Annotated in this window: 19 protein-coding genes; 9 read left to right on the top strand and 10 right to left on the bottom strand. The window is 70.1% G+C overall.

Annotated features, from left to right (window positions below; genetic code table 11):
* Positions 1–13 precede the first annotated feature (13 nt).
* From ACZ4M8_RS29180 to ilvD, 3 genes are all read left to right on the top strand, one after another.
* The gene (locus ACZ4M8_RS29180) at positions 14–946 is read left to right on the top strand and encodes a Ppx/GppA family phosphatase (protein ID WP_467612796.1); all 933 of its coding nucleotides are present in this window, start codon (positions 14–16) and stop codon (positions 944–946) included.
* A 38-nt stretch (positions 947–984) separates the two neighbouring features.
* Positions 985–1797 (top strand): sugar phosphate isomerase/epimerase family protein, encoded by an 813-nt coding sequence (locus tag ACZ4M8_RS29175; RefSeq protein ID WP_467612863.1) that lies wholly within the window; start codon positions 985–987, stop codon positions 1795–1797.
* A gap of 403 nt (positions 1798–2200) precedes the next feature.
* Positions 2201–4039, top strand: a complete 1839-nt coding sequence (ilvD, locus tag ACZ4M8_RS29170; protein ID WP_467612860.1) for a dihydroxy-acid dehydratase — start codon at positions 2201–2203, stop codon at positions 4037–4039.
* 329 nt (positions 4040–4368) lie between these two features.
* Here the strand turns inward: ilvD and ACZ4M8_RS29165 are convergent, their stop codons facing one another.
* Positions 4369–5280 (bottom strand): GNAT family N-acetyltransferase, encoded by a 912-nt coding sequence (locus ACZ4M8_RS29165; RefSeq protein WP_467612793.1) that lies wholly within the window; start codon positions 5278–5280, stop codon positions 4369–4371.
* A gap of 213 nt (positions 5281–5493) precedes the next feature.
* Positions 5494–6084 carry a TetR/AcrR family transcriptional regulator gene (locus ACZ4M8_RS29160; protein WP_467612790.1) on the bottom strand — a complete coding sequence of 197 codons (591 nt, stop codon included), beginning with the start codon at positions 6082–6084 and terminating at the stop codon, positions 5494–5496.
* Between the two features lie 260 nt (positions 6085–6344).
* On the opposite strand from ACZ4M8_RS29160, the gene ACZ4M8_RS29155 reads away from it, so the two are divergent.
* Together ACZ4M8_RS29155 and ACZ4M8_RS29150 are read left to right on the top strand one after the other, a co-directional pair.
* The gene (locus ACZ4M8_RS29155; protein ID WP_467612787.1) at positions 6345–7499 is read left to right on the top strand and encodes an FAD-dependent oxidoreductase; all 1155 of its coding nucleotides are present in this window, start codon (positions 6345–6347) and stop codon (positions 7497–7499) included.
* A 407-nt stretch (positions 7500–7906) separates the two neighbouring features.
* Positions 7907–8038 (top strand): hypothetical protein, encoded by a 132-nt coding sequence (locus ACZ4M8_RS29150; RefSeq protein WP_467612784.1) that lies wholly within the window; start codon positions 7907–7909, stop codon positions 8036–8038.
* Positions 8039–8540: 502 nt separating this feature from the next.
* On the opposite strand, the gene ACZ4M8_RS29145 is transcribed toward ACZ4M8_RS29150, so the two are convergent.
* Positions 8541–9251 carry a DUF4232 domain-containing protein gene (locus ACZ4M8_RS29145; RefSeq protein WP_467612781.1) on the bottom strand — a complete coding sequence of 237 codons (711 nt, stop codon included), beginning with the start codon at positions 9249–9251 and terminating at the stop codon, positions 8541–8543.
* 205 nt (positions 9252–9456) lie between these two features.
* Between ACZ4M8_RS29145 and ACZ4M8_RS29140 the strand changes: the two genes are divergently transcribed.
* Positions 9457–11049 (top strand): helix-turn-helix domain-containing protein, encoded by a 1593-nt coding sequence (locus ACZ4M8_RS29140; protein ID WP_467612778.1) that lies wholly within the window; start codon positions 9457–9459, stop codon positions 11047–11049.
* A gap of 228 nt (positions 11050–11277) precedes the next feature.
* Here the strand turns inward: ACZ4M8_RS29140 and ACZ4M8_RS29135 are convergent, their stop codons facing one another.
* Positions 11278–12870, bottom strand: coding sequence for an MDR family MFS transporter (locus ACZ4M8_RS29135; protein WP_467612775.1), 1593 nt, complete (start codon positions 12868–12870; stop codon positions 11278–11280).
* Between the two features lie 177 nt (positions 12871–13047).
* Here ACZ4M8_RS29135 and ACZ4M8_RS29130 point away from each other — a divergent pair, with 177 nt between their 5' ends.
* On the top strand, positions 13048–13659 hold the full coding sequence (locus ACZ4M8_RS29130) for a TetR/AcrR family transcriptional regulator (RefSeq protein ID WP_467612772.1): 612 nt from the start codon (positions 13048–13050) through the stop codon (positions 13657–13659).
* Here the strand turns inward: ACZ4M8_RS29130 and ACZ4M8_RS29125 are convergent.
* Entirely contained in the window at positions 13641–14279 is a 639-nt protein-coding gene (locus ACZ4M8_RS29125) for a M23 family metallopeptidase (protein ID WP_467612769.1), read from the bottom strand. The two genes, ACZ4M8_RS29130 and ACZ4M8_RS29125, sit on opposite strands and share 19 nt — an antisense overlap.
* 1028 nt (positions 14280–15307) lie before the next feature.
* Between ACZ4M8_RS29125 and ACZ4M8_RS29120 the strand changes: the two genes are divergently transcribed.
* The gene (locus ACZ4M8_RS29120; protein WP_467612766.1) at positions 15308–18541 is read left to right on the top strand and encodes an NACHT domain-containing protein; all 3234 of its coding nucleotides are present in this window, start codon (positions 15308–15310) and stop codon (positions 18539–18541) included.
* 83 nt (positions 18542–18624) lie between these two features.
* Here the strand turns inward: ACZ4M8_RS29120 and ACZ4M8_RS29115 are convergent, their stop codons facing one another.
* Complete coding sequence (locus tag ACZ4M8_RS29115; RefSeq protein WP_467612764.1) at positions 18625–21153, bottom strand: ATP-dependent Clp protease ATP-binding subunit; 2529 nt, start codon at positions 21151–21153, stop codon at positions 18625–18627.
* Positions 21154–21655: 502 nt separating this feature from the next.
* Between ACZ4M8_RS29115 and ACZ4M8_RS29110 the strand changes: the two genes are divergently transcribed.
* Complete coding sequence (locus tag ACZ4M8_RS29110) at positions 21656–22396, top strand: SCO3374 family protein (RefSeq protein ID WP_467612761.1); 741 nt, start codon at positions 21656–21658, stop codon at positions 22394–22396.
* Here the strand turns inward: ACZ4M8_RS29110 and ACZ4M8_RS29105 are convergent.
* From ACZ4M8_RS29105 to ACZ4M8_RS29090, 4 genes are all read right to left on the bottom strand, one after another.
* Positions 22327–22662: a histone-like nucleoid-structuring protein Lsr2 gene (locus ACZ4M8_RS29105; RefSeq protein WP_030289381.1), complete on the bottom strand. Its 336-nt coding sequence runs from the start codon at positions 22660–22662 to the stop codon at positions 22327–22329. The genes ACZ4M8_RS29110 and ACZ4M8_RS29105 overlap by 70 nt on opposite strands.
* Before the next feature lie 157 nt (positions 22663–22819).
* Complete coding sequence (locus tag ACZ4M8_RS29100) at positions 22820–23338, bottom strand: amino-acid N-acetyltransferase (protein WP_399087482.1); 519 nt, start codon at positions 23336–23338, stop codon at positions 22820–22822.
* 9 nt (positions 23339–23347) lie between these two features.
* Positions 23348–23890: a BlaI/MecI/CopY family transcriptional regulator gene (locus ACZ4M8_RS29095; protein ID WP_467612857.1), complete on the bottom strand. Its 543-nt coding sequence runs from the start codon at positions 23888–23890 to the stop codon at positions 23348–23350.
* Between the two features lie 172 nt (positions 23891–24062).
* Positions 24063–24242, bottom strand: coding sequence for a hypothetical protein (locus ACZ4M8_RS29090; RefSeq protein ID WP_467612757.1), 180 nt, complete (start codon positions 24240–24242; stop codon positions 24063–24065).
* Between the last annotated feature and the right edge of the window lie 2 nt (positions 24243–24244).

The following is a 24244-nucleotide window of genomic DNA, read 5'->3' as shown; positions in this document are numbered from 1 at the left end:
TAGGTTTCCCCGTATGAGACTCGGTGTCCTCGATGTGGGTTCGAATACGGTGCATCTCCTGGTGGTCGACGCGCACCCGGGCGCGCGTCCGCTGCCCGCCTACTCGCACAAGGCGGAGCTGCGGCTCGCCGAACTGCTCGACGCGGACGGCGCGATAAGCGACGCGGGGGTGGAACGGCTGGTCGCGACGGTCCGGGAGGCCGGGCAGGTGGCCGAGGACAAGGGCGTCGAGGACGTGCTGCCGTTCGCGACCTCCGCGGTCCGCGACGCCGCCAACGGTGAGGCGGTGCTGCGCCGCGTCACCGAGGAGACCGGTATCGCGCTGCAGGTGCTGTCCGGCGCGGACGAGGCGCGTTTGACCTTCCTCGCCGCCCGCCGCTGGTTCGGCTGGTCGGCAGGCCGGCTGCTGCTCCTGGACATCGGCGGCGGCTCCCTGGAGATCGCGTACGGGCTGGACGAGGAGCCGGACGCGGCGGCGTCGCTGCCGCTCGGCGCGGGCCGGCTGACCAGCGGCGCGCTCCCCGGCGATCCGCCCGGGACCGAGGAGGTGCGGGCGCTGCGCCGCCGGGTGCGGGCCGACATCGCGAAGGTGGTGAGCGACTTCACCCGGTACGGCACCCCCGATCACGTCGTCGGGACGTCGAAGACCTTCCGGCAGCTGGCCCGGATCACCGGTGCCGCCCGTTCCTCCGACGGGCTGTACGTCCAGCGGGAGCTGGAACGCAAGAAGCTGGAGGAGTGGGTGCCGAAGCTGGCGGGGATGACGGCGCGGGAGCGCGCCGAACTGCCCGGCGTCTCCGAGGGCCGCTCGCGGCAGCTGCTGGCGGGGGCGCTGGTGGCGGAGGCGGCGATGGACCTGTTCGGGGTGGAATCGCTGGAGATCTGCCCGTGGGCGCTGCGCGAGGGCGTGATCCTGCGGCGGCTCGACCACCTGCCGACGGCCTGAGCGGTGCGGCCCGTACGCTGTCCCTCGTGACAGAGCCAGTGGTGCGCATCCCCGATGCGAAGGTCGCGCTGTCCACGGCCTCGGTCTACCCGGAGTCGACGGCGACGGCGTTCGAGATCGCCGCGCGTCTGGGGTACGACGGCGTCGAGGTCATGGTGTGGACCGACCCGGTCAGCCAGGACATCGAGGCGCTGCGACGGCTGTCGGACTACCACGGTGTGCCGGTGCTGGCGGTGCACGCGCCGTGTCTGCTGATCACGCAGCGGGTGTGGTCGACGGACCCGTGGGTCAAGCTCCAGCGCGCGAAGAACGCCGCGCAGAAGCTGGGCGCCTCCACCGTCGTCGTCCATCCGCCGTTCCGCTGGCAGCGGGCGTACGCGCGGGAGTTCGTCCGCGGCGTGTGGCGGATGGAACAGGAGACGGACGTCCGGTTCGCCGTCGAGAACATGTATCCGTGGCGCTACCGCGACCGGGAGATGCTGGCGTACGCGCCGGACTGGGACCCGACCAACGACGACTACCGCCACTTCACGATCGATCTCTCGCACACCGCGACGTCGCGCAGCGAGGCGCTGAAGATGGTGGAACGGATGGGCGACCGGCTGGCCCACATCCATCTCGCCGACGGCAGCGGTTCGGGCAAGGACGAGCATCTGGTGCCGGGACGCGGTACGCAGCCGTGCGCGCAGCTGCTGGAACAGCTGGCGGTGACCGGTTTCGACGGGCATGTCGTCGTCGAGGTCAACACCCGCCGCGCGATGTCCACGGCGGAACGCGAGGCCGATCTCGCCGAGGCACTGGCTTTCACCCGGCTCCATCTGGCGTCGCCCACGGGGACGCCAGGGGCGTGAGGCGGCGGTCCGGGGCCTCCTGAAGGGGCCTCCCGCGGGGCCCTTCCCAGGAGGGGCCCCTCCCCGAGAGGGAACGGTCCCGACCCGTACGGGTGGCGACCGGCCCGTAGGGGAGACGGGCCCCAGCCCGTAAGGGACCGCCCTCGCCCCTTACCGGAGCCGGAACCGCCCATCAAGAACGGCGCGGCCCACCCCCGTGCCACCTCCCCGGATCTGTCCGCACTCCGGTCACCCGTCTCACCATGCGGAGGGCTTGTCCGGATCGCGGATCGGCAGCGTACTCTCGGATGAGCTGATACAGGACGGCTGATGTACGGCGCCGCCGGTACGCGGCGGGGTGCCCGCACCCCTTCCGGTACCGCAGCGGCGGTCGTCCGAGACGATCCCCTAGGGAGTGACCATCGTGCCCGAGCTGAGGTCCCGCACCGTTACCCATGGCCGCAACATGGCCGGCGCCCGAGCCCTTATGCAGGCCAGCGGCGTAGCGCGCGAGGACTTCGGCAAGCCGATCATCGCCGTCGCCAACAGCTTCACGGAGTTCGTGCCGGGCCACACCCACCTCCAGCCGGTGGGCCGCATCGTCTCCGAGGCGATCCACGCGGCGGGCGGCATCGCCCGGGAGTTCAACACCATCGCCGTCGACGACGGCATCGCCATGGGCCACGGCGGCATGCTCTACAGCCTGCCCTCGCGCGATCTGATCGCCGACTCCGTCGAGTACATGGTCGAGGCGCACTGCGCGGACGCGCTGATCTGCATCTCCAACTGCGACAAGATCACCCCGGGCATGCTGATGGCCGCGATGCGCCTCAACATCCCGACCGTCTTCGTCTCCGGCGGCCCGATGGAAGCCGGCCAGACCACGCTGGTCGACGGCACCGTCCGCAAGCTCGACCTCGTCAACGCCATCTCCGAGGCGGTCAACGAGAACGTCTCCGACGAGGACATCCTCCGTATCGAGCAGAACGCCTGCCCGACCTGCGGTTCCTGTTCCGGCATGTTCACCGCCAACTCCATGAACTGCCTGACCGAGGCGATCGGCCTGGCCCTGCCCGGCAACGGCTCCGTCCTCGCCACCCACACCGCCCGCAAGGCGCTGTACGAGAACGCCGGCCGCACCGTCGTCGAGATCACCAAGCGCCACTACGAGCAGAACGACACCACCGTCCTGCCGCGCTCCGTCGGCTCCCGCGCCGCGTTCGAGAACGCCGTCGCCCTCGACATCGCCATGGGCGGGTCGACCAACACGATCCTGCACCTGCTGGCCGCCGCCCAGGAGGCGGAGCTCGACTTCGACATGAAGAAGATCGACGAGCTGTCGCGGAAGCTGCCGTGCCTGTCGAAGGTCGCCCCGAACGGCGCGTACTACATGGAGGACGTGCACCGCGCCGGCGGCATCCCCGCCATCCTCGGCGAGCTGTACCGCGCCGGGCTGCTCAACGAGGACGTCCACACCGTCCACTCCCCCTCGCTCGCCGACTGGCTGAAGAGCTGGGACATCCGCGGCGGCTCGCCGTCCGCGGAGGCCACCGAGCTGTTCCACGCGGCGCCCGGCTGCGTCCGCTCCGCGAAGGCGTTCTCCCAGTCGGAGCGGTGGGAGTCGCTGGACACCGACGCGGCGAACGGCTGCATCCGCGACATCGCGCACGCCTACTCCACCGAGGGCGGCCTCGCGATCCTCTACGGCAACCTCGCCGTGGACGGCTGTGTCGTGAAGACCGCCGGTGTCGACGAGTCGATCTGGACGTTCGAGGGCCCCGCCGTGGTCTGCGAATCGCAGGAAGCCGCGGTCGACGCGATCTTGAAGAAGCAGGTCAAGGAGGGTGACGTCGTCGTCATCCGCTACGAGGGCCCCAAGGGCGGCCCCGGTATGCAGGAGATGCTGTACCCGACGTCGTTCCTCAAGGGCCGCGGTCTGGGCAAGGCGTGCGCGCTCGTCACCGACGGCCGGTTCTCCGGCGGCACTTCGGGCCTGTCCATCGGCCACGCCTCGCCCGAAGCGGCGTCCGGCGGCACCATCGCCCTCGTCGAGAACGGCGACCGTATCCGCATCGACATCCCGAACCGCTCGATCGAACTCCTCGTCCCGGAGACGGAGCTGGAGTCCCGCCGCCTGGCCCTCGGCGGCGTCTACGCCCCCAAGGACCGCGAACGCAAGGTCTCCCAGGCCCTGCGCGCCTACGCCGCGATGGCCACCAGCGCCGACAAGGGCGCCGTCCGCGATGTGAGCAAGCTGGGCTGAACCACCGGATTCGTACGTGGGCCCTCGCCGGGAGGCGGGGGCCCACGGTGGTGTCCGGGCCGCGTCGGCGTCGTGGCGCAGCCGTCGTGGCGCGGCCGTCGTGGCGCGGCCGTCGTGGCGCAGCCGTCGCGATGCGGCACCAGGACAGCGCGCCGGGGCGGCAGGGTCGTCGGTCCGACAGGGCACGGCCGGTCCCGGACGTGTGGCGGAGCCCGGCGGGGCCCGGACGCGAAGGTGAGGGGGCCCGGAGCGCGACCGGGCCCGGCGGAATCCGGAAGCGAAGGTGGGGCGGGGCCCGGAGCGGGAGCCCCGCCGGGCCCGGCAGGCGGTCAGCCGGTGAGCGGCAGGGACCTGCTGGTCTCCACGACGCGGTAGCCGGCCCGGTCGTACAGGCGCATCGCCACCTCGTTCCCGCCCCACACGGTGAACATCAGCGCCGTGTCCCCGGCGGTACGGGTGAGCTGTTCGCCCGCTGCCATCGCGGCGCGGCCGTAGCCCTTGCCGCGGTGCTCGGCGTCGATGTCGAGGCTGTAGCCGTAGGTGACGCCGGGCAGATGGCCGTGGTGGAGCCAGCCGGTGCCGACGGGGCCGTCCGCCGCCTCCAGGACGACGAAGGCGTGGCCGGGGGTGGCCTGCCCCCGGGGGATCAGCTCCGCGAAGTCGTCCTCCGCCTTCCGGACGGCTTCGTCCCTGGTCGAAGTGGCCGCCCGGACGATGTCACCGATGTACGCGTCCTTCTCGGCGGCGAACCAGCGTGGGAACTCGTCCGCGCCCATCGGCCGTGCGACGACCGGGGAGGGCGGTGGCGGTCCGGCGTCGAGGGTACGGATCCGCAACTCCGCCGCGACGGGGTAGTCGGCGAACGGCCCACCGTCCGGGCCGGCGACCCGGACCGCGATCCGGCGTGCGCCACGCTCGGCGCACCACGCCTCGGCCCAGGCACGCGCGGCCTGTTCACGGCCCTGACCTGCGTGTTCCGCGTTGATCCAGAGGTCTTCCACCCGGCCCACGGGCGTGCCGTGGTCGTCGGTGACGTCCACCGCGACATACCCGATCCGGGTCCCGCCGTCGGTGATCTCCGCGACGGTCCACTCCTCGCACCTCTCCCCCTTCCGGAGCCGGGCGACCCGGCCCTCGGCCGCCTCCGGACCGAGCCCGGCGGCGCGGTACGCACGCCGCCGCCGTTCCTCGAAGTCCCGCTGCCACGCGGCGCGTTCGTCCAGCACACGGAATCCCGTCATCGGGCCACCGTAGCCATGGGCACACCGTGGCGCGCGGGCGATTTCCGGTACGGCGCGTGCAGCGACCGGGAGTCAGCGACGCGCCGTCAGAACTTCCGTCGCAGGGCACCCCGTGGATGCCATGGCTCACCGCCTGTCCGAAGGGGTTCGGGGGTCGGCGCCCCGGGCCGCGCGGCGTGGGTCCGCTCTCCCGTCCGCCCGCTGCCGCCTCCACTACCCCTTGCCCCACCCGTTCTCCAGCAGGTCGAACGCCGCATCCAGCGCCGCCACCTGGTCATCGGAACGGTATGCGAGCGCGACCGCCTCCAGGGCGAAGCGGGCCAGAGCCGCACTCCGCGGATCGCCGGGGGCGGCACCGCAGTCCTCGGCGATGGCGCCGGCGAGGGCGGTCTGATGGCGCATCCACATGCGGTGGGCGTACGCGCTGAGCGCCGGGGTCCGCTCGACGAGGGCGAAGAACTCAGCCGCGCCGGAGGTCTCGTCGGAAATTTTCAGGCGGGCCCATTCGGCGTGGGCGCGGAGCGCCGCCGGGATGCTGACGCCCCTCTCCCGGTCGCGTACGGCGGCGACGAGCCCCGCTTCCTGGTCCGCCTCCTCGTCGAAGACCAGCGCTTCCTTGCTCGGGAAGTACTTGAGCAGCGTGGTGGTCGAGACGTCCGCGGCGTCGGCGACGGTGTGCAGCGTCACCGCGTCGTAGCCGTGTTCCAGGAAGAGGCGCAGCGCCGCGTCGGCCAGGGCGCGACGGGTGGCCGCCTTCTTGCGTTCGCGACGCCCTACAGGTGCGGGCTCGACGGGAGTGGGCATGCCGCCACCCTACCCAAGGTGGCACGATCAAAAAAGTTGCATGGTTGCACTTTCTTGGTCAGTGTTCTTTCATGAGCACGGCGGCACGGTAGCGCGGCGGCACGGCGACGCACCGGGACCTCCGCGCCCTCCTTCCTTCCACCCTTTCCTCCTCCCTCTCTCCCTCCTCTCACCTCCTCCGGCCGTCCACGCCGGGCTCTCTTCCGCACCTTCCCGGCCACCGCGTGCCGATGAAGTTCCACCACCATCCGAGGATCGTCATGCCTTCTTCCCGCACCCCCCGTATCGACGTTGTCGGCGCCGGCCCCGGCGGCCTGATCTGCGCCCGCGTACTCCAGCGCCACGGCGCCGCCGTCACCGTCCACGACCTCGACGGATCCGCCACCGCCCGTGACCAGGGCGGCAGCCTCGACATGCACCCCGGCACCGGCCAACACGCCCTGAAAGAAGCCGGTTTGTGGGATGCGTTCACCCCTCTCTCCCGCCCCGAGGGCCAGCAGATACGCGTGGCCGACCGCCACGGGCGGCTCCTGCTCGACGCCGCGCCGCCCGAGGACGGGGACGGTGCCGATGTCCGGCCCGAGATCGACCGCGGTCGTCTGCGTCACCTCCTCCTCAACTCCCTTACGCCCGGCACCGTCCGGTGGGGCCACCGCCTGGAGCACGTCGAGCCGCTGGGCCACGGCGTCCACCGCCTGCACTTCGGCAATGGCTCCACGACCGAGACGGACCTGGTCATCGGCGCGGACGGCGCCTGGTCCCGGGTCCGCCCGCTGGTCTCCGACGCCCGCCCCGACTACACCGGCGTCACCGTCGTCGAGGCCGAACTGCTCGACGCCGACCGCCGCCACCCGGAGCTGTCCGCCTTCACGGGCAACGGCATGATGATGGCCATCGACGCAGGTCAGGGCGTGATCGCACAGCGCAACGGCAACGGCCGGATCCGTGTCCACATCGCCCTGCGCACCGCCGAGGACTGGCACCGCACGGCAGGTGTCGACCTCGCCGACCCTGCCGCCGTCCGCACCGCCCTCCTGGCACGCTTCTCCGACTGGGGGACCCCGCTCCTCGCCTTCCTCCGGGCCACCGACACCGGTTACGTCAACCGCCCCGTGTACGCGCTGCCCGTCCCGCACACCTGGCGGCCCACCCCCGGTGTCACCCTGCTCGGCGACGCGGCACACCTGATGTCCCCGATCTCGGGCATGGGCGCCAACCTGGCGATGCGGGACGGCGCGGACCTCGCCCATGCGCTCCTCGACCACGCCACCACCGACGCGGCCGTCGCTGCCTACGAGAAGGTGCTCTTCCCCCGATCCGCCGAAGCAGCCCAAGGCGCCGCGGCGGGCCTGGCCGACCTCTTCTCCCCGGACGGCGCCGCGCATGTCCTCGCCCACATGTCGGGCGAGGGGTGAGGGGCCGGCACGGAACCGGTCCGGCTACCGCCCGTCGCCCGGCGGCCGGAAACAGTCCATGGTGACCGCCAACCGGACCGTGTGCGGCGGCTTGGCGGAGGCGACGGCGAGATGGCTGCGGTGCGGTCCGTCGGTGGCGTCGAGCTGGGCCTCCTGGGCCGGCGGCCGTTCCTCGTACGTGGTGATCTCGACGCCGCCGCGCTGCTCCAGCGCTGTCCGGAGTCGTCGCAGCGCGGCGATATGGAGTGGGTCGGGCAGGTCCGCGTACGCGGTGTACGTCAGTGCGTACGGGCCGTCGGTGGGCGCCCGGACGCCTTGGCGATCGCATCGTTCGTAGAACGCGCCCGGGGTGTACCGCCCGGTGATGCCGATACGGGCGTCGGCGGCCAGCGCCTGGACCTGTTGCTGTGGCGAGCGCCGCCGCCCGGCTCTCCCGAGGCGGCGCCGTCCCGGCGGACGACCACGCCAGCCACCAGGCGATCGCGGCGATCACCACCGCGGTCACGATCGGCCCGCCGCGTCGCCGTCCGGTGCTGTAGCTGCTCAACGGCCCGACAGCGTTCCGCTCTTCACCGCACCGGCGTACGGCGCCCGAGTCGATGCCCAGAACGCGGGCGCGAGTTGGGTCGGAGTCTTGCTTTCCTGGATGGGGGAGAGTGCGGAGAGGTTGCCGGAGACCTCTGCACAAGCCTCGCCCTCGTGGTTGTGGTGTCTGTGACTGCGCCCCTGAAGGGTGCTCAGTTCGGCTTGGCGGGCGGGCATGCGGCTCCCTTCAGGGCACGGTCTGGACTCGACGGACTCGCGTGCGGGAAGAGCGCGAGCGCGCAGTCGATCGTAACTGGCCTGTCAGTACTCAACTCTGGCGTTATGGGGCACCGGTAATTTGCTGGATCCGGCCCCTTTCGCAGGCAGCGCAGTGACCGTCGCGTGCCGGTCGCCCCGGCGCGGCACCGGCTCCCGTTCGGGCAGTGAACTGCCCTGCGGGGCCGGTGCCGGGAAGGCGGCCGGAGGACCGGGCGCGGAGGCCGGTACCCATCGGTCTCAGAAGGAGAGGGCGGTGTTGGGATCGGTCTGCCAGTAGGTGACGAAGGCGTTGTCGTCGATCTTGGTGCCGTCCGGCAGGGCGAGGGTGACGCTGTGCCCGGCGTCGGGCTCACTCTCGTCCCGGCCCTGGAAGTGGACCTCCAGATTGCGGGCGTCGCGCAGGTGGGTGTCGTCGCTCGGCTCGCCTATCAGCCCGACCCCGGCGTACGCGGACTCACCGGGCTCGATGCTCACGACGGCCTGCGGCTGCGAGTCGTCCAGCACGCGGGTGGCGGCCTGGTCCTCGTCGAAGCGGAGCTGGGGGGCGTAGTACGCGTTGCAGCGCTTGCTGCCGGTGTTGGTGATCTTGATGAGCAGGTGGTTGATCGGGCGCGGCGCCTGGGAAACCTCGGCCTTCACCGTCGCGCCGGTGCAGGGAGCGTCCTCCGACGCCTCGCCCGCGCCGCTGCCCTTCTTACCGGCGTTGCTCCTGCCGGCGTCGCTGCCCTGATCGGTGGTGGCGCGGGCCTCTTCCTTGCCCGTGCTCCCACCGCCCTTGGCGTCGGTGCCGCCGCCGGAGGTGTGCTGTCCCTGCTCCTCCGCCGCGGAAGGTACGGACTTGAGCGCGTCGTCCTTCCCGTCGGCGGGGCCGCAGGCGGTCAAGGAGAGGGCCGCGAGGGCGGTGACGGCGAAGAGGGCGGGCTTGCGGACATGGCGAAGAGCAGACATGGCAGACCTCGGTCAGGTGATCGGAGTGGATGACCGCGGTGGAGATTCTCAACGCCGCGGCGTGGTCACCACATTCACCGTTCCACTCCTCACGCGGCAAGGATTCGGGCCTCATACGGGACGCCGGAATGATTCCACCTCACCTGACCTGCGGGGTTATCCACAGCCTGGAACGCCTGCCTGGAACGGGTGGAATAGTTGAGGCATGACGAAGGACGAAGGGGAGGGCTCCTTCGCGGCCATGCTGCGGGAGTTGAAAGGGCGTTCGGGGCAGAGCTACGGCACGCTGGCGAAACGGCTGCACGTGAGCACATCGACGCTGCACCGCTACTGCAACGGCGACGCGGTTCCCGCCGAGTTCGCGCCCGCCGAACGTCTCGGGCGGTTCTGCGGCGCGAAGCCGGATGAACTGGTCGAGCTGCACCGCCGGTGGATCCTGGCGTCGGCCACCCGGGGAGGGAAGAAACGCCCGGCGGGCGCAGCCGCCGAGGAACCGGCCGCGTCGGCGCCGGCGCACGTCCCGCATGCGCCGTCCACCGTCCCGCCCGAACCGGTCGGACCGACAACGCCGTTCGAGGCAGCACCTGGCCCGGCACCAGGGCCGCAGGACGCACCGGCGGCCGAGCCGGAGCCGGGGGGCACGGCGGTACGGAAGCCGGAGTGGGCACGGGACGCGGAAGCCGCGTCGGCGGCGTCGGAGATGGATCCGGAACCGGTCCGGGACGTACACCCGGACGAGGAAGCGGCCCGCAACGCCGCCTTCCCCGTTCCCGCCGGCCCGGCTCCCGGCTCGGGCGACCATCCGGACGACGCCGCCGCCCGGAACGCCGCCTACGCCGCCCCGCCGAAAGCGTTCCGGAAACGCCGGCCGCTCCTCATCGCGGCGGCGGTGGCCGTCGTCGCCGCGCTCACCGTCACCGCCGCGTACCGCATCGCGGGCGACGACGCCTCGCGCCGCGTCACCACCACCCACGACGGGCAGGACGACGCGGGTGCCACCCCGGGTGACGGCGCCGCTTCGGCGACCGCCGGGAAGAAGGGGAAGGACGAGAAGGAGGACGAGAAGAACAAGGACGGGAAGAACGGCTCCTCCGCCCCGCCCGGCAAGGGCGATCGGGATCCGTCCGGCGCCCCGTCCTCCTCCGCGGGCGCCGGCAACGGCCACCCTTCGAGCGGCATCCCGTTGTCGGTGAACGTCCGCCCGTACGTATGGGGGGACGAACTCCCCTGTATGCAGACCTTCCTGATCGACCGGGCTCCGGAGAACATGCCCGGCACCCCGCAGACCGGCGACACCGTCGGCTGGGCCCGCAGCCTCGGCGGTGTCGACGCGGAACACTCGCGCATCGGCGTGGTGGTCCGCGGTACGGAGAAGGAGCCGGTGGTGCTGGAGGCGCTGCGCGCCCAGGTCGTGGGGCGGGGCCCTGCGCTGGGCTGGCACCACTACAACCCGTCGGGCGGCTGCGGCGGCGGGCTGACCCCCTCCTCGTACTCCATCGCCCTCGACAACACCAGTCCGGTCGTCAAGCCGATCCCCGGTGAGCAGGCGGGGAAGCCGGTCCCCGCCAAGCCGTTCCCGCGTACGGTCAGTGCCGGCGATCCGGAGGCGCTGGCGGTCCGGGCGGACGCGGTCTCCTGCGACTGCAGCTGGTACCTGGAGCTGGACTGGAGCAGCGGGAAGCGCAGCGGCACCCTCCGTATCGACGACGGCGGCCGCCCGTTCCGCACCAGCGGTGCCGCCAGCCGCACGACCTACACATACGGCGGCGATCCCGCCAAGTGGTGGGGCGACAACTGACCCCACCGGCGCCGCGTCCTGGAACGTTGGCCATGGAACGCGTGGCGAGCAGCCCTGGAACGGCGTCGCCCCAGCCCGTCCGTCACCCCTGGAACGTTGGCCATGGGACGCGGTGAGCGGCGGGCCGGAACACGACGGTCCCGCCTCGTACGGCATGGAACGCACACAGCGGCCCCCGCCGGAGCGGGGGCCGCTGAACGTATGCGCCGGTCAGGCAGGTGAAACAGATCAGACCGGTTCGGCGACGGGCGCCGGGGCGGCGGTGTGCTCCTCCGCCTCCGGACGGGCCGGACCGCCGCGCAGCGGGATCTCCTTGAGGTACCACGCCGCGGCGAACCCGATGACGCTGATCACCGCGCCCCACAGGAAGACATGGTGCGTTCCGGCGGAGACCGCGTGCAGATACGCGTCCTTCACCATCGGCGGCAGCTGCGCCAGGCCCTTCGGGTCCAGCTGCGCGGCACCGCCGGACGGCAGCTTGCCGCCCGCCGCGCCGAGCCGCTCACTCATCGTGTCCTTCACCTGCTGGGTGAAGATCGCACCGAAGACCGCGACACCGAAGGAACCACCGATCGTCCGGAAGAGCGTGGCGGACGACGAGCCGACGCCCATGTCCTTCATCGCCACGCTGTTCTGCGCGATCAGCATCGTCGTCTGCATCAGGAAGCCCATACCGGCGCCGAGCACCGCCATGTAGAGACCCGAGGTGAAGCGGGTGGTGCCGACGTCCATCAGGGACAGCAGCCCCAGACCGACGGTGATCAGCCCGGCGCCGACCACCACGAAGACCTTGTACTTACCGGTCGTGGTGGTGACCCGGCCCGCGAACAGCGACACCGCCATCATCGCCAGCAGCATCGGCAGAAGCAGCAGCCCGGAGTTGGTGGCCGAGGCGCCCTGCACCGTCTGCTGGAACAGCGGCAGGAAGGTCATCGACCCGAACATCACGAAGCCGACGAGGAAACCGATCAGCGTGACCAGCGAGAAGTTGCCGTTACGGAAGATGTGGAGCGGCAACACCGGCTCCGCGACCTTCCGCTCCACCAGCACGAACAGCACCAGCGCGACGACCGCGCCCGCACCCAGCCCGATGATCTGCGGCGACGCCCACGCGTACTCGGTACCGCCCCACGTCGCCATCAGCACCAGCGCGGTGATACCGACGGTGAGCAGCGCCGCGCCGAGGTAGTCGATCCGCGCCTGCGCCCGCTTCTTCGGCAGGTGCAGCACCGCGGTGACCATGGCGAGGGCCACGGCGCCCAGCGGCAGGTTGATGTAGAAGCTCCAGCGCCAGCCGAGATGATCGGTGATGGAGCCGCCGACCAGCGGCCCGCCGATCATGGCGATGGCCATGACACCGGCCATCATGCCCTGGTACTTACCGCGCTCCCGCGGCGGAATCAGATCACCGATGATCGCCATGACGCCGACCATCAGACCGCCGGCGCCCAGTCCCTGCACGGCACGGAAGCCGATGAGCTGGCCCATGTCCTGGGCCGCGCCGGAGAGCGCCGAGCCGATCAGGAAGAGCACGATGGACGACAGGAACACGCCCTTGCGTCCGTACATGTCGCCAAGCTTGCCCCAGATCGGGGTGGACGCTGCGGTGGCGAGCGTATAGGCGGTGACCACCCAGGACAGGTGCTCCAGACCGCCCAGTTCACCGACGATCGTGGGCATCGCGGTGCCGACGATCATGTTGTCGAGCATCGCGAGCAGCATCGCGATCATCAGCGCGAAGAGCACCACCCGCACGCTGGCGGGCGGCTTACCCGCCACCTGCTGTTCCGGCGCCGGTCCGTCCTTGTCGCCCGCTGCCATTCCGTCCCCCGTCGGGGTCGCGCTCCGCGACTTCCCCATCACTCTCACTTACTCCCACTTACTTGCCGCCCGGCTAGTTCAGTACAGTGAGGAAAGGTAAGTCGGCACTAGCCGGTCGTCAAGTAAGTTTTTTTCTGACGCACCGGGAGCACCACATCGAGGACCCAGGAGAGCGCCATGAGCACAGGTCAGCGCAGGGGCAACACCCGTCGGCGCATCCAGGACGCCGCACTGGAACTGTTCTCCGCGCAGGGTTACGAGAAGACCTCGCTCCGCGAGATCGCCGAGCGGCTGGACGTCACCAAGGCCGCCCTCTACTACCACTTCAAGACCAAGGAAGACATCGTCATCGGCCTCTTCGAGGACGCGGCACAGCCGATCGACGCCCTCCTGGCCTGGGGGCGGGAGCAGCCACGCACCACGGAGACCAAGATCGAACTGGTCCGCCGCTACGGCGCGGCGCTGCGCAACGCGGAGGCACTGTTCCGCTTCGTCCACGACAACCAGGCGACGGTCCGCGACCTCAGCATCGGTGAGATCTTCAAGCGGCGGGTGATGGAACTGTTCGACATGCTCAAGGACCCGGACGGCGATCTGGTCGACCAGATGCGGTGCCTGGCCGCGGTGCACGCGCTGCACGCGGGTCAGTTCACGATGCAGCACGTCGAAGGCGACCCCGAGGAGAAGCGCAAGGCCATCCTCGAGGTCGCCACGGAACTGGTCACGGCGGCCAACCCGCCGTACCGCCGGCCAGCCCGGCCGGACTCAGCTCAGACGGCGTCGCCGTGAGCCCGCAGGAATCCGGTCGGCTCGATGCCCGACCCGTAGTTGGGGCCGGTGCGGACCTCGAAGTGCAGGTGCGGGCCGGTGGAGTTGCCGGTGGAGCCCGACAGGCCGATCTGCTGACCGGTCTTGACGGCCTGGCCGACGCTCACCTGGATCTGCGACAGGTGGGCGTACTGGGTGTACATCCCGTTCGGGTGCTTGATCACGATGGCGTTGCCGTACGCGGGGCCGTCGCCGCCACCGTTCGGACCGGCCTTGACCACGATGCCGTTGTGCACGGCCTTGACGGCGGTACCGGTCGGCACGACGAAGTCCTGACCGCTGTGGTTGTGCGACCAGTGCGAACCGGCGAGACCGAAGGTGGAGCCGAGGGTGTACTTGTCGACCGGCTTGACCCAGGCGTTGGCGGACTTCTTGGCGCTCTGGACGGCCTTGGTCTGCGCGTCGGCCTGCTTCGCGACGGTGGAGCTCACATTCGAGGTGAGGCTCGTCAGCCCGGAATCCGCGGCGTTCGCGACACCCGCGCCCAGCGCGACGGAGGCGCCCAGACCGACGGTGACGGCCACCGCACGGGTACGGAGAACGGACTTCTTGGAATTGCGGAGCTTGGCGAACTTCGACATGCGGGTTGTACCTCCGGAAAGGAACGGAAAGGGATCTGCGATCCGGCTGCGGACCGGCATCGCCATTCCTTGGTAACCCGCCATTGCCGTGCTGCCAAGGGCCCTTTCTACTAGCCCGGACCGTAAGCATGCCGAGGCGCGGATGTCCGTCGGACACCCCGAGCAGCCGGTGGATCAATCCCCCAAATCACCCCATCTCGCCTAGGCTGACGCAGCCCCCATACCACCCCTGAACTGGACATATAGGCTCACACCACCCAGGCCGGGAGCCCTGCGCCCCACCCCCGGGAAACACGGCCCGCGAGGGTCGGCCCACACCCCCGTACACCCCCGGAGAACTCCCCCTAATTCCTCTAGTAGGCCGGAATTCGGCTGTGCGGCACGTCACCGGAAAGCCCTTTCGGTGGGACTTTTGATGTCCGTTTCGGGACCAACGGCCTTCTGTGACCGGGGTTACTCTCCTGCCGCCCGCAGCGCTTTTCGATCACCATTTTCCGGGTTTATGTGACCGCGGTTACTCGGAATGGGGTGAAAATGACCTGGGTTATGTGACGGCGGTTACCCGGCACGGTGCGACGGCGGGAGCGGGGCGAGGAACGGCCACCGAGGCCGCCGGCGAACGACCGGGACCGCCGCCGGGCCGCTGCCCGTGGCTGCCGACCGGGTGCCGCCGCCTCCGCCGGATCCACCGTCGCGGAACCTTCCGAAACCGCTCCCCGGGCCACTCGTACGCCCCTAGCCTTGTTCGCGCCCGTCCCGCCTGGAACGGCGAAGGCCCGGGGCCCGTGTCCCAGCCGTTCCAGGAACGGCAACGGGCGGCAGATCGCGTCCCACCCTGGAACAGCCTGGCCGGGCCTCACGCCCCACCGTTCCGGGAACAGCGGGAGCCGGGGCCCCGCGTGCCACGCGTCCCTGGAACAGCGGCGGCCGAGGGCCCGGCCACGTACGCCGGGGCCAGAGGCGGCACAGGGAGCCAGGCAACGCAGGGCAACAAGCGGATACAAGGGAACTCGGGGGGAGACCCACTCATGGATCCATCCACCGCGGGCGTACGCCTCGCCTCCGCCGTGGTCGGGCCGCTGGTCCGGAAGCTCTTCGTCCGCGAAGGGCCGGGCGCCGGCTTGACCGACGCCCCGGTCCGCCTCTCCGCACTGATCTCGTTCCGCGGCGAGAAACGCACCCTCACCCCGAAGGACCTGCACGGACTCGCCGCCGAACTGGTCCGCCGGGCCGTCGACGCGGCCGGGCCGGGCGAGCGTCCCGTCCCCGCCGACGAGGAGACGGCCGTCGCCGATGCCCTGGCCGCCTCCCTGGGCGCCCTCGGGGACCTCGACATGGACGACGTCCAGGCCGTCCGGCTCGGCGCCACCGCACTCGCCGCCCGCCTCACGGCCGCCGCCCCGAACGCCATCCGCGGCCTCAGCCGGGACGCCGAGGAACTCCACCGCACCCTCCTCACCACGTCCTGCCTGCACATCGTCCACTTCTTCACCCAGCGGTCGACGTTCGTGGCCCGCACCCTCGTCCAGCAGAGCCGTGGTCTGGACACCCTGATCGACCGCGTCGACACCCTCCTCGCCCGCCGGCCGTCCGTGCACGCCGCCGACGCCGCCTTCGACCGCGACTACCTCCGCTACATCGCCCGCAAGCACAGCCGCCTGACCATCTACGGCATCGACCTCACCCGCTCCCCCGACCGCTGGCCCCTCGACGCCGCCTACCTGAGCCTCCGCGCCGCCCCGCACCGCCACACAGGCCCCGGCGGACCCACCGACCTCGACGGTCTCGGCACGGAACCCGCGCCCCCGCCCCTCGAACCGGCCGACCGAGCCCTCGCCCACCTCGACCGTGTCCTGCTGCGCGGCGTCGCCGGCTCCGGCAAGAGCACCCTCGTCCAGTGGCTCGCCGTCGGCTGCACCCGTGAACCCGCCGCCACCCCGCTCCCGCACCTCTACGGCCGCATCCCCTTCGTCCTCCCGCTGCGCACCCTGCACCGCGCCGACACACTGCCCGCCCCGGACCGCTTCCTGGCCGCCGTCGGCTGCCCCCGCACCGGCCCCCAGGGCTGGGCCGAACGCGTCCTGACCGCCGGCCGCGGCCTCCTCCTCATCGACGGCCTCGACGAAATCCCCGAGGCCGACCGGGAACGCGCCCGCCGCTGGCTCCGCGACCTCCTCGACGCCTTCTCGGACAACCTGTGGATGGTCACCACCCGCCCCTCCGCCGTCCGCGAGGACTGGCTCGCCTCCGAACACTTCACGGAACAGACCCTCGCCCCCATGGGCCGCGACGAGGTGGCCGCCTTCATCACCCGCTGGCACACCGCCGCCCGCCCGGACGCCCCCGACCCGGACCTCCTCGACACCTACGAAACGTCCCTGCTCACCGCCGTCCGCACCAAGCAGGACCTCGCCCGCCTCGCCACCAACCCGCTCATGTGCGGTCTGCTCTGCGCCCTCCACCACGACCGCCGCGGCTACCTCCCCACCGGCCGCAAGGAGCTGTACGACGCCGCGCTGACAATGCTCCTCACCCGCCGCGACCGGGAACGCGACATGCGCGGCCCCGACGGCATCGAGCTGAGCGACGCCCCGCAGATCCAACTCCTGCAACGCCTCGCCTACTGGCTCATCCGCAACGGCCGCACCGAACTCGACCGCCCCCACGCCGAACGCCTCATCGCCCAGGCCCTCCCCTCCGTCCCCGCCGCCGCAGCCCAGGGCGACGCCCCGCAGATCTTCCGCCACCTCCTCCTCCGCAGCGGCCTCCTCCGCGAACCCACCCCCGGCTCCGTCGACTTCGTCCACCGCACCTTCCAGGACTACCTGGGCGCCAAGGCCGCCATCGAGGAGGGCGACCTGGGGCTGCTGGTCCGGCACGCCTCGGACTCCCAGTGGGAGGACGTGATCCGGATGGCGGTGGCCCACGCGCGTCCGCGGGAACGGGCGGAGCTGCTCACCGAGATGGTGGCCCACGGCGACGAGATCGAGGACCGGACCGTCCGCCTCCGCGTCCATCTCCTCGCACTCGCCTGCCTGGAACATGCGACGGAGCTGGCACCCGCGGTACGGGAGGCCGTGGAGGAACGGGCGGGGGCCATTCTGCCGCCACGGCATTTCGAGGAATCCAAACTGCTTGCCGACGTCGGCCCACTCGTCCTGGAACTGCTGCCAGGGCCCGAAGACGACCTGTCGGACGAAGAAGCCAGGGAGACGGTCCACACGGCCGGCCGGATCGGTACGGCCGGCGCACTGGAATTCCTCAAGCGCTTCCGGAAACACCCGGCCCCCGCCGTCCGACTCCAACTCGCACATTCCTGGTCGTCGTTCGACACCGACCGCTATGCGGAGGACATCATCCGGCACCTCGCCCCGGAGGTCCTCCACAAGGCCAATTCCACCGCCGAACTGCAGATCCTCAAAGCACTCGGCGGCCGCACCCGTATGTGGGTGAACGGCCCCTTCCCCGACGCGGAACTCGTCGATGCCCTGGACGTGGAACACCTCGAAGCGCTGTCCCTCATGGACAATCCGGTCCTCGATGACCTGAGCTTCCTCCGGAGAGCCCAGCACCTGACGTCACTGACGTTGTCCAATTGCCCGAAGATCACCGGTCTCGCTCCGCTGGCCGGGATCAGAACCCTCCGCGCGCTCTACCTCCACGGCACCGACGCCGACCGCTCTCCCGGCGACCTCGTCACACTCCGCCACCTCGAATCCTTGAATGTCGGCGTGCCACTGCCACCGGACGGCTTGCGTGCCTGCCCTACGGACGCCCCGCTGACGCATCTGACGCTCGGCGCGCCACTCGGCGCCGAGTTCGACCGAGCGGCGGAGATCTGGCCGCTCCTGAGCAGTCTCCAGCTCCGCCGCCTCACGGCCGACTTCGGCGAGGAACAGTGGGACGTTCTCACCCGCCTCCCGAACCTGACGGATTTCGTCTTCGGGGTGCACGCGAACGCAACGCTCCGGCTCCCCGCCGGGCTACGGATCCCCCAGGTGACGACACTCAGCATCGTCAATGACGAAAAGGATCCCGAAACGGCCCTCACCGCCCGGCTGCGCGCTGTCCTCCCGCATTTCCCCGGCGTCCGGACCCTGAAGGTGTTCGGCATGGGCACCCATTTCCCCGCCTTCGACGCCCCGGACCTCTCACTTCTGCCCCTCCTCGAAGAGCTCCATCTCTCCCTCCTTCTGCCCGCCACGGATATCGCCCTGCCCCCCGGCGTAAAACTCACCCTCTATCCCGAGCCCCGCACCTGAGCCCCAAAACAACACCGCCCCGAACCGTAAAAACGGTCCGGGGCGGTGCCGCCGGCGCTGCGCCACGCGCAGGCCGTTACGCGTTACGCGTCCTTGCTCAGGTTCGTCGGACCGGAGCCACCGGCCGCGGACTCGATCGGCGGGGCGTCCGGCAGGGCCGACTTCTCCTCGCCGCGGAAGGTGAAGGCGGCGGTGTCGCCCTCGCCCTCCACGTCGACGACGACGATGTGACCGGGGCGCAGCTCGTTGAAGAGGATCTTCTCCGAGAGGGTGTCCTCGATCTCACGCTGGATCGTGCGACGCAGCGGACGGGCGCCGAGCACCGGGTCGTACCCGCGCTTGGCCAGCAGCGACTTGGCCTCGCCGCTGAGCTCGATGCCCATGTCGCGGTCCTTCAGCCGCTCGTCCACCTTGGCGATCATGAGGTCGACGATCTGGATGATGTCTTCCTCGGTGAGCTGGTGGAAGACGACGGTGTCGTCGACACGGTTGAGGAACTCGGGGCGGAAGTGCTGCTTCAGCTCCTCGTTGACCTTGTTCTTCATCCGCTCGTAGCCGGTCTTGACGTCGCCCTGGGCGGCGAAGCCCAGGTTGAAGCCCTTGGAGATGTCCCGGGTGCCGAGGTTCGTCGTCATGATGATGACGGTGTTCTTGAAGTCCACGACCCGGCCCTGGGAGTCGGTCAGGCGACCGTCCTCCAGGATCTGCAGCAGCGAGTTGAAGATGTCCGGGTGGGCCTTCTCGACCTCGTCGAAGAGCACGACGGAGAACGGCTTGCGGCGCACCTTCTCGGTGAGCTGACCGCCCTCTTCGTAGCCGACGTAGCCGGGAGGCGAGCCGAAGAGCCGCGAGACGGTGTGCTTCTCGCTGAACTCCGACATGTCGAGGGAGATCAGCGCGTCCTCGTCGCCGAAGAGGAACTCGGCGAGCGTCTTGGAGAGCTCCGTCTTACCGACACCGGACGGACCGGCGAAGATGAACGACCCGCCGGGGCGCTTCGGGTCCTTCAGACCGGCACGGGTGCGGCGGATGGCCTGCGAGAGCGCCTTGATGGCGTCCTTCTGGCCGATGACGCGCTTGTGGAGCTCGTCCTCCATCCGCAGCAGCCGGGAGGACTCCTCCTCGGTGAGCTTGAAGACCGGGATACCGGTGGCCGTCGCCAGGACCTCGGCGATCAGCTCCTCGTCCACCTCGGCGACGACGTCCATGTCGCCTGCCTTCCACTCCTTCTCCCGCTTCGCCTTCGCGGCCAGGAGCTGCTTCTCCTTGTCGCGGAGACCGGCGGCCATCTCGAAGTCCTGCGAGTCGATCGCGGACTCCTTCTCGCGGCGCACGTCGGCGATCTTCTCGTCGAACTCGCGGAGGTCCGGCGGCGCGGTCATCCGGCGGATGCGCATCCGGGAGCCGGCCTCGTCGATGAGGTCGATGGCCTTGTCCGGCAGGAAGCGGTCGGAGATGTACCGGTCGGCGAGGGTCGCCGCGGCGACCAGCGCGGAGTCCGTGATGGACACCCGGTGGTGCGCCTCGTAGCGGTCCCGCAGGCCCTTGAGGATCTCGATGGTGTGCGGCAGCGACGGCTCGGCGACCTGGATGGGCTGGAAGCGGCGCTCCAGCGCGGCGTCCTTCTCCAGGTGCTTGCGGTACTCGTCGAGCGTGGTGGCGCCGATGGTCTGCAGCTCACCACGGGCCAGCATCGGCTTCAGGATGGAGGCGGCGTCGATCGCGCCCTCGGCGGCGCCCGCACCGACCAGCGTGTGCAGCTCGTCGATGAACAGGATGATGTCGCCGCGGGTGCGGATCTCCTTGAGGACCTTCTTCAGGCGTTCCTCGAAGTCACCGCGGTAGCGGGAGCCGGCGACCAGCGCGCCGAGGTCGAGGGTGTAGAGGTGCTTGTCCTTGAGGGTCTCGGGCACCTCGCCCTTGACGATGGCCTGCGCCAAGCCCTCGACGACGGCGGTCTTGCCGACGCCGGGCTCGCCGATGAGGACCGGGTTGTTCTTGGTGCGGCGGGACAGCACCTGCATGACCCGCTCGATTTCCTTCTCACGCCCGATGACCGGGTCGAGCTTGGTCTCCCGGGCGGCCTGCGTGAGGTTGCGGCCGAACTGGTCCAGGACGAGGGAGGTCGAGGGCGTGCCCTCGGCGGGGCCACCGGCGGTGGCGGCTTCCTTGCCCTGGTAGCCGGAGAGCAGCTGGATGACCTGCTGCCGCACCCGGTTGAGATCGGCGCCCAGCTTCACGAGGACCTGGGCGGCGACGCCCTCGCCCTCGCGGATCAGGCCGAGCAGGATGTGCTCGGTGCCGATGTAGTTGTGGCCGAGCTGAAGGGCCTCGCGGAGCGAGAGCTCCAGGACCTTCTTGGCACGGGGGGTGAAGGGGATGTGGCCGGACGGAGCCTGCTGGCCCTGCCCGATGATCTCCTCCACCTGCTGGCGGACCGCCTCGAGCGAAATCCCGAGGCTCTCCAGGGCCTTAGCGGCGACACCCTCACCCTCGTGGATCAGGCCCAGGAGAATGTGCTCGGTGCCGATGTAGTTGTGGTTGAGCATCCGGGCTTCTTCCTGAGCCAGGACGACAACCCGCCGCGCGCGGTCGGTGAACCTCTCGAACATCGTAAATCGCTCCTCAGAGCGGTCGGGCAGTGAAGGGGGCGGTCCCCTCCCTGTCCTTCCGCATGCTAGTCCCGCAGGGCGGGACAGCTCATTCCAACTGCCGACACCCGTACGCAGCTCACCCCACTCTCGTAGGGACGTCACCTGCCCCGAACAGCCGACAACTGCTCCAACCCGATGGTGCGAGACGATGTTCCCGCAGGCCAGGCATATACGCCCACCACCACTACGCCCGTGGCGAACGCGGCCCGTTCCGGCACGGCGTCCGGGAAACCGGCTCTGCCGCCGATATCCGGGCGTCGTACGCCGTCACACCGTCTTTTCCCATGATGAATGTCTTACCCGCCGCCACTGACACTCCATGCGGCACGGGCCCCTCCCATCCGCTACGGGCGAACACCGCGGGACCCTTCCGGGCCCCCGCCCGGCACCCGCTCCCGTACGGAAAGCAGTCACCCGTCGACCCTGCGTAACCTTCCGGGGTTCCGGAAGTTCACCGGGCATGGCCCGCGCGTTCCCGCGTCCCCGTACGCCTTTCGCCGCCCTGCGCCGCCGGTACGAGCGGGAACTCGGCTGGCCGACGGCCCCGGGGGAGCCGCCGGAGCTGCTGACGGGGGTGTGGTTCGACGTTCTGGAGATGCCCGCGGACGCGGGCCGGGCGGTGCTGCGGGTGCTGCCGGGCACCGGGCCGGTCGCGCTTTTGGGTGGTCACCCCTGTGCGTCGTCCGGGCCCGGGGCGGCGGTGTGCCGCGCCGGAAGTGTTCCGGCCGGTACCGACGGGATTTCCCGCGTCGATCGGCCGAAAATACTCATGCTCGTGGCGGTGGGCGGCGCCGAGGAACTGCCCGGAATCCTGGAATGGCTGGAGTGGGGCTCACTCGTACCCGATCTCACGGCGCGGGGCGCCGGAGAACGGATGCCCGCTCCGTCATTCCCCACTTCCGGACAGTCGCCGTGCGGAATCGGCTCGCGGGAGGCCGCGGTTTGGATGCGGCCTCCCGAACCGGGATACGAGGCCGAGAATTCCCTGCCCGTCACGGGGATCGGGGCAGGTTTCGGGGGTCGCGGCGGCGCCCCCGACCTCGTACGGCTCGTGAGCGCGGCGGCCACGGAATGCCACCGCGCCCGGTTGCTGCGTGCTCGTAATGACCAAACGGATCGCGCCGGAGGCGATCAGCCGTTGGCCTTCTCGTATGCCTCGCGAATGTCGGCGGGGACACGGCCGCGGTCATTGACGTTGTAGCCGTTCTCCTTGGCCCATGCGCGCACCTTCGCGGTGTCCTGGCTGCCACCGGAAGCCGCACGTGCCTTGCCGCGACCGGAAGCGGAACGACCTCCGGTACGACGGCCCGCCTTCACGAAGTCGGCAAGAGACTCACGCAGCTTGTCCGCGTTGGCGGTGGTGAGGTCGATCTCGTAGGACTTGCCGTCGAGAGAGAACGTCACGGTCTCGTCGGCCTCGCCACCGTCGAGGTCGTCGACAAGAAGAACCTGAACCTTCTGTGCCACCGGGTTTCCCTTTCATCGAATGCGGATTACGACGGAAAGCAAACCGCTTTTCCCGGAAAAACACAAACCCCCGGGTAGGGTTCACTTGCCTGTGCACCGGGGAACACGTCGTGTCCTGGCCATGGGATAGGGGCGCGATTCGGACATAGAACGCCGGTCAGAGGTGCAGAAGCATGCGGCTGTTGCCCAGGGTGTTGGGCTTCACCCGTTCGAGACCGAGGAACTCCGCCACTCCCTCGTCATAGGAACGCAGCAGCTCGCTGTAGACATCACCGTCCACGGGAGTCTCACCGATCTCGACGAAGCCGTGCTTGGCGAAGAAGTCGACTTCGAAGGTGAGACAGAAAATGCGCCGCACGCCGAGCCAGCTCGCGGTCCGCAGCAGCTTGTCCAGGACCTGATGGCCGACGCCGGCGCCCTTGAGCTGCGGATCCACGGCGAGTGTGCGGACCTCGGCGAGGTCCTCCCACATCACGTGGAGAGCGCCGCAGCCGACGACCTCGCCGTCCTCGTCGCGCTCGGCCACCCAGAACTCCTGGATGTCCTCGTAAAGCGTGACGGTGGCTTTGTCGAGCAGGATGCCGTCACGGGAGTACGAGTCGATGAGGTGACGTACGGCGGGCACATCTGCGGTCCTGGCGCGGCGGACGGTGAGCCCTTTTGAATGCGGAGGCATGCGGCGACGCTATCGCTCCGTGTCGCGCGCGTCCGCCCCGGGTTCTTCGCCTTCCGCCGGGGCGGTGCGGTGCGGCTCTTCCGTGACTTCTTCCGGCGCCGCTCCGGCGGTCCGGGAGGTGTTCGGGTGAGTCTCTTCCGGCTCTGCGGGGAGTGCGGTGCCGGATGTCCGTTCGGGGGCGGCGGGGGCTTCTGCGGCTTCGGTGAGTTCTGCCGGCGGGGTCACCGCGTCGATCTGAACCATATGGACGGCGTCACGCAGTGCCTTGCGTTGTTCCGCCGACATCATGCCGAAGAAGGCGACAAGAGCGGCCGCCGGGTTGTCGCTCGCGGACCATGCTTCGTTCATCAGTGCGGCCGAGTATGCGGCGCGGGTGGAGACCGCTTCATATCGATAGGCGCGCCCTTCCGCTTCGCGCCGGACCCAGCCCTTCTGGTGGAGGTTGTCCAATACCGTCATGACGGTCGTGTACGCGATCGACCGTTCCTTCTGCAGGTCCTCCAGAACTTCCCGGACGGTGACCGGGCGGTTCCACTCCCAGACCCGCGTCATGACGGCGTCTTCCAGCTCACCCAATGGTCTCGGCACACTTGAACAATAGTGGGAGATGTCGCGATTGCCGGTTCATCGGGTGCGTTTGCGCGGGAAAAACGAGGTACGGCCCGGGGGGAATCCCGGGCCGTACGAAGTGCGGGTGGCGGTGTTCGCCGGATTGCGCCGTGGATCAGACGCCGGGCGCGGCGGGCTTCTGGCCGGAAGCCACCGATTCGGCCAACGCCGCGTCGACCGCGGCGTCTTCCTTGGCCTTGTTCTGACCGCCCTGGCTCTTGACCATGACCACAATCAACGCGGTGAACGCCACGGCCATTAGTGCGGGCGGGAAGAGCGCGGCGACGTATTGCATGG

The organism is Streptomyces sp. NPDC027185 (genome assembly GCF_055567035.1).
Note: the sequence above shows the minus strand (reverse complement) of the source record. Positions and strands in the feature narration are given on the sequence as shown.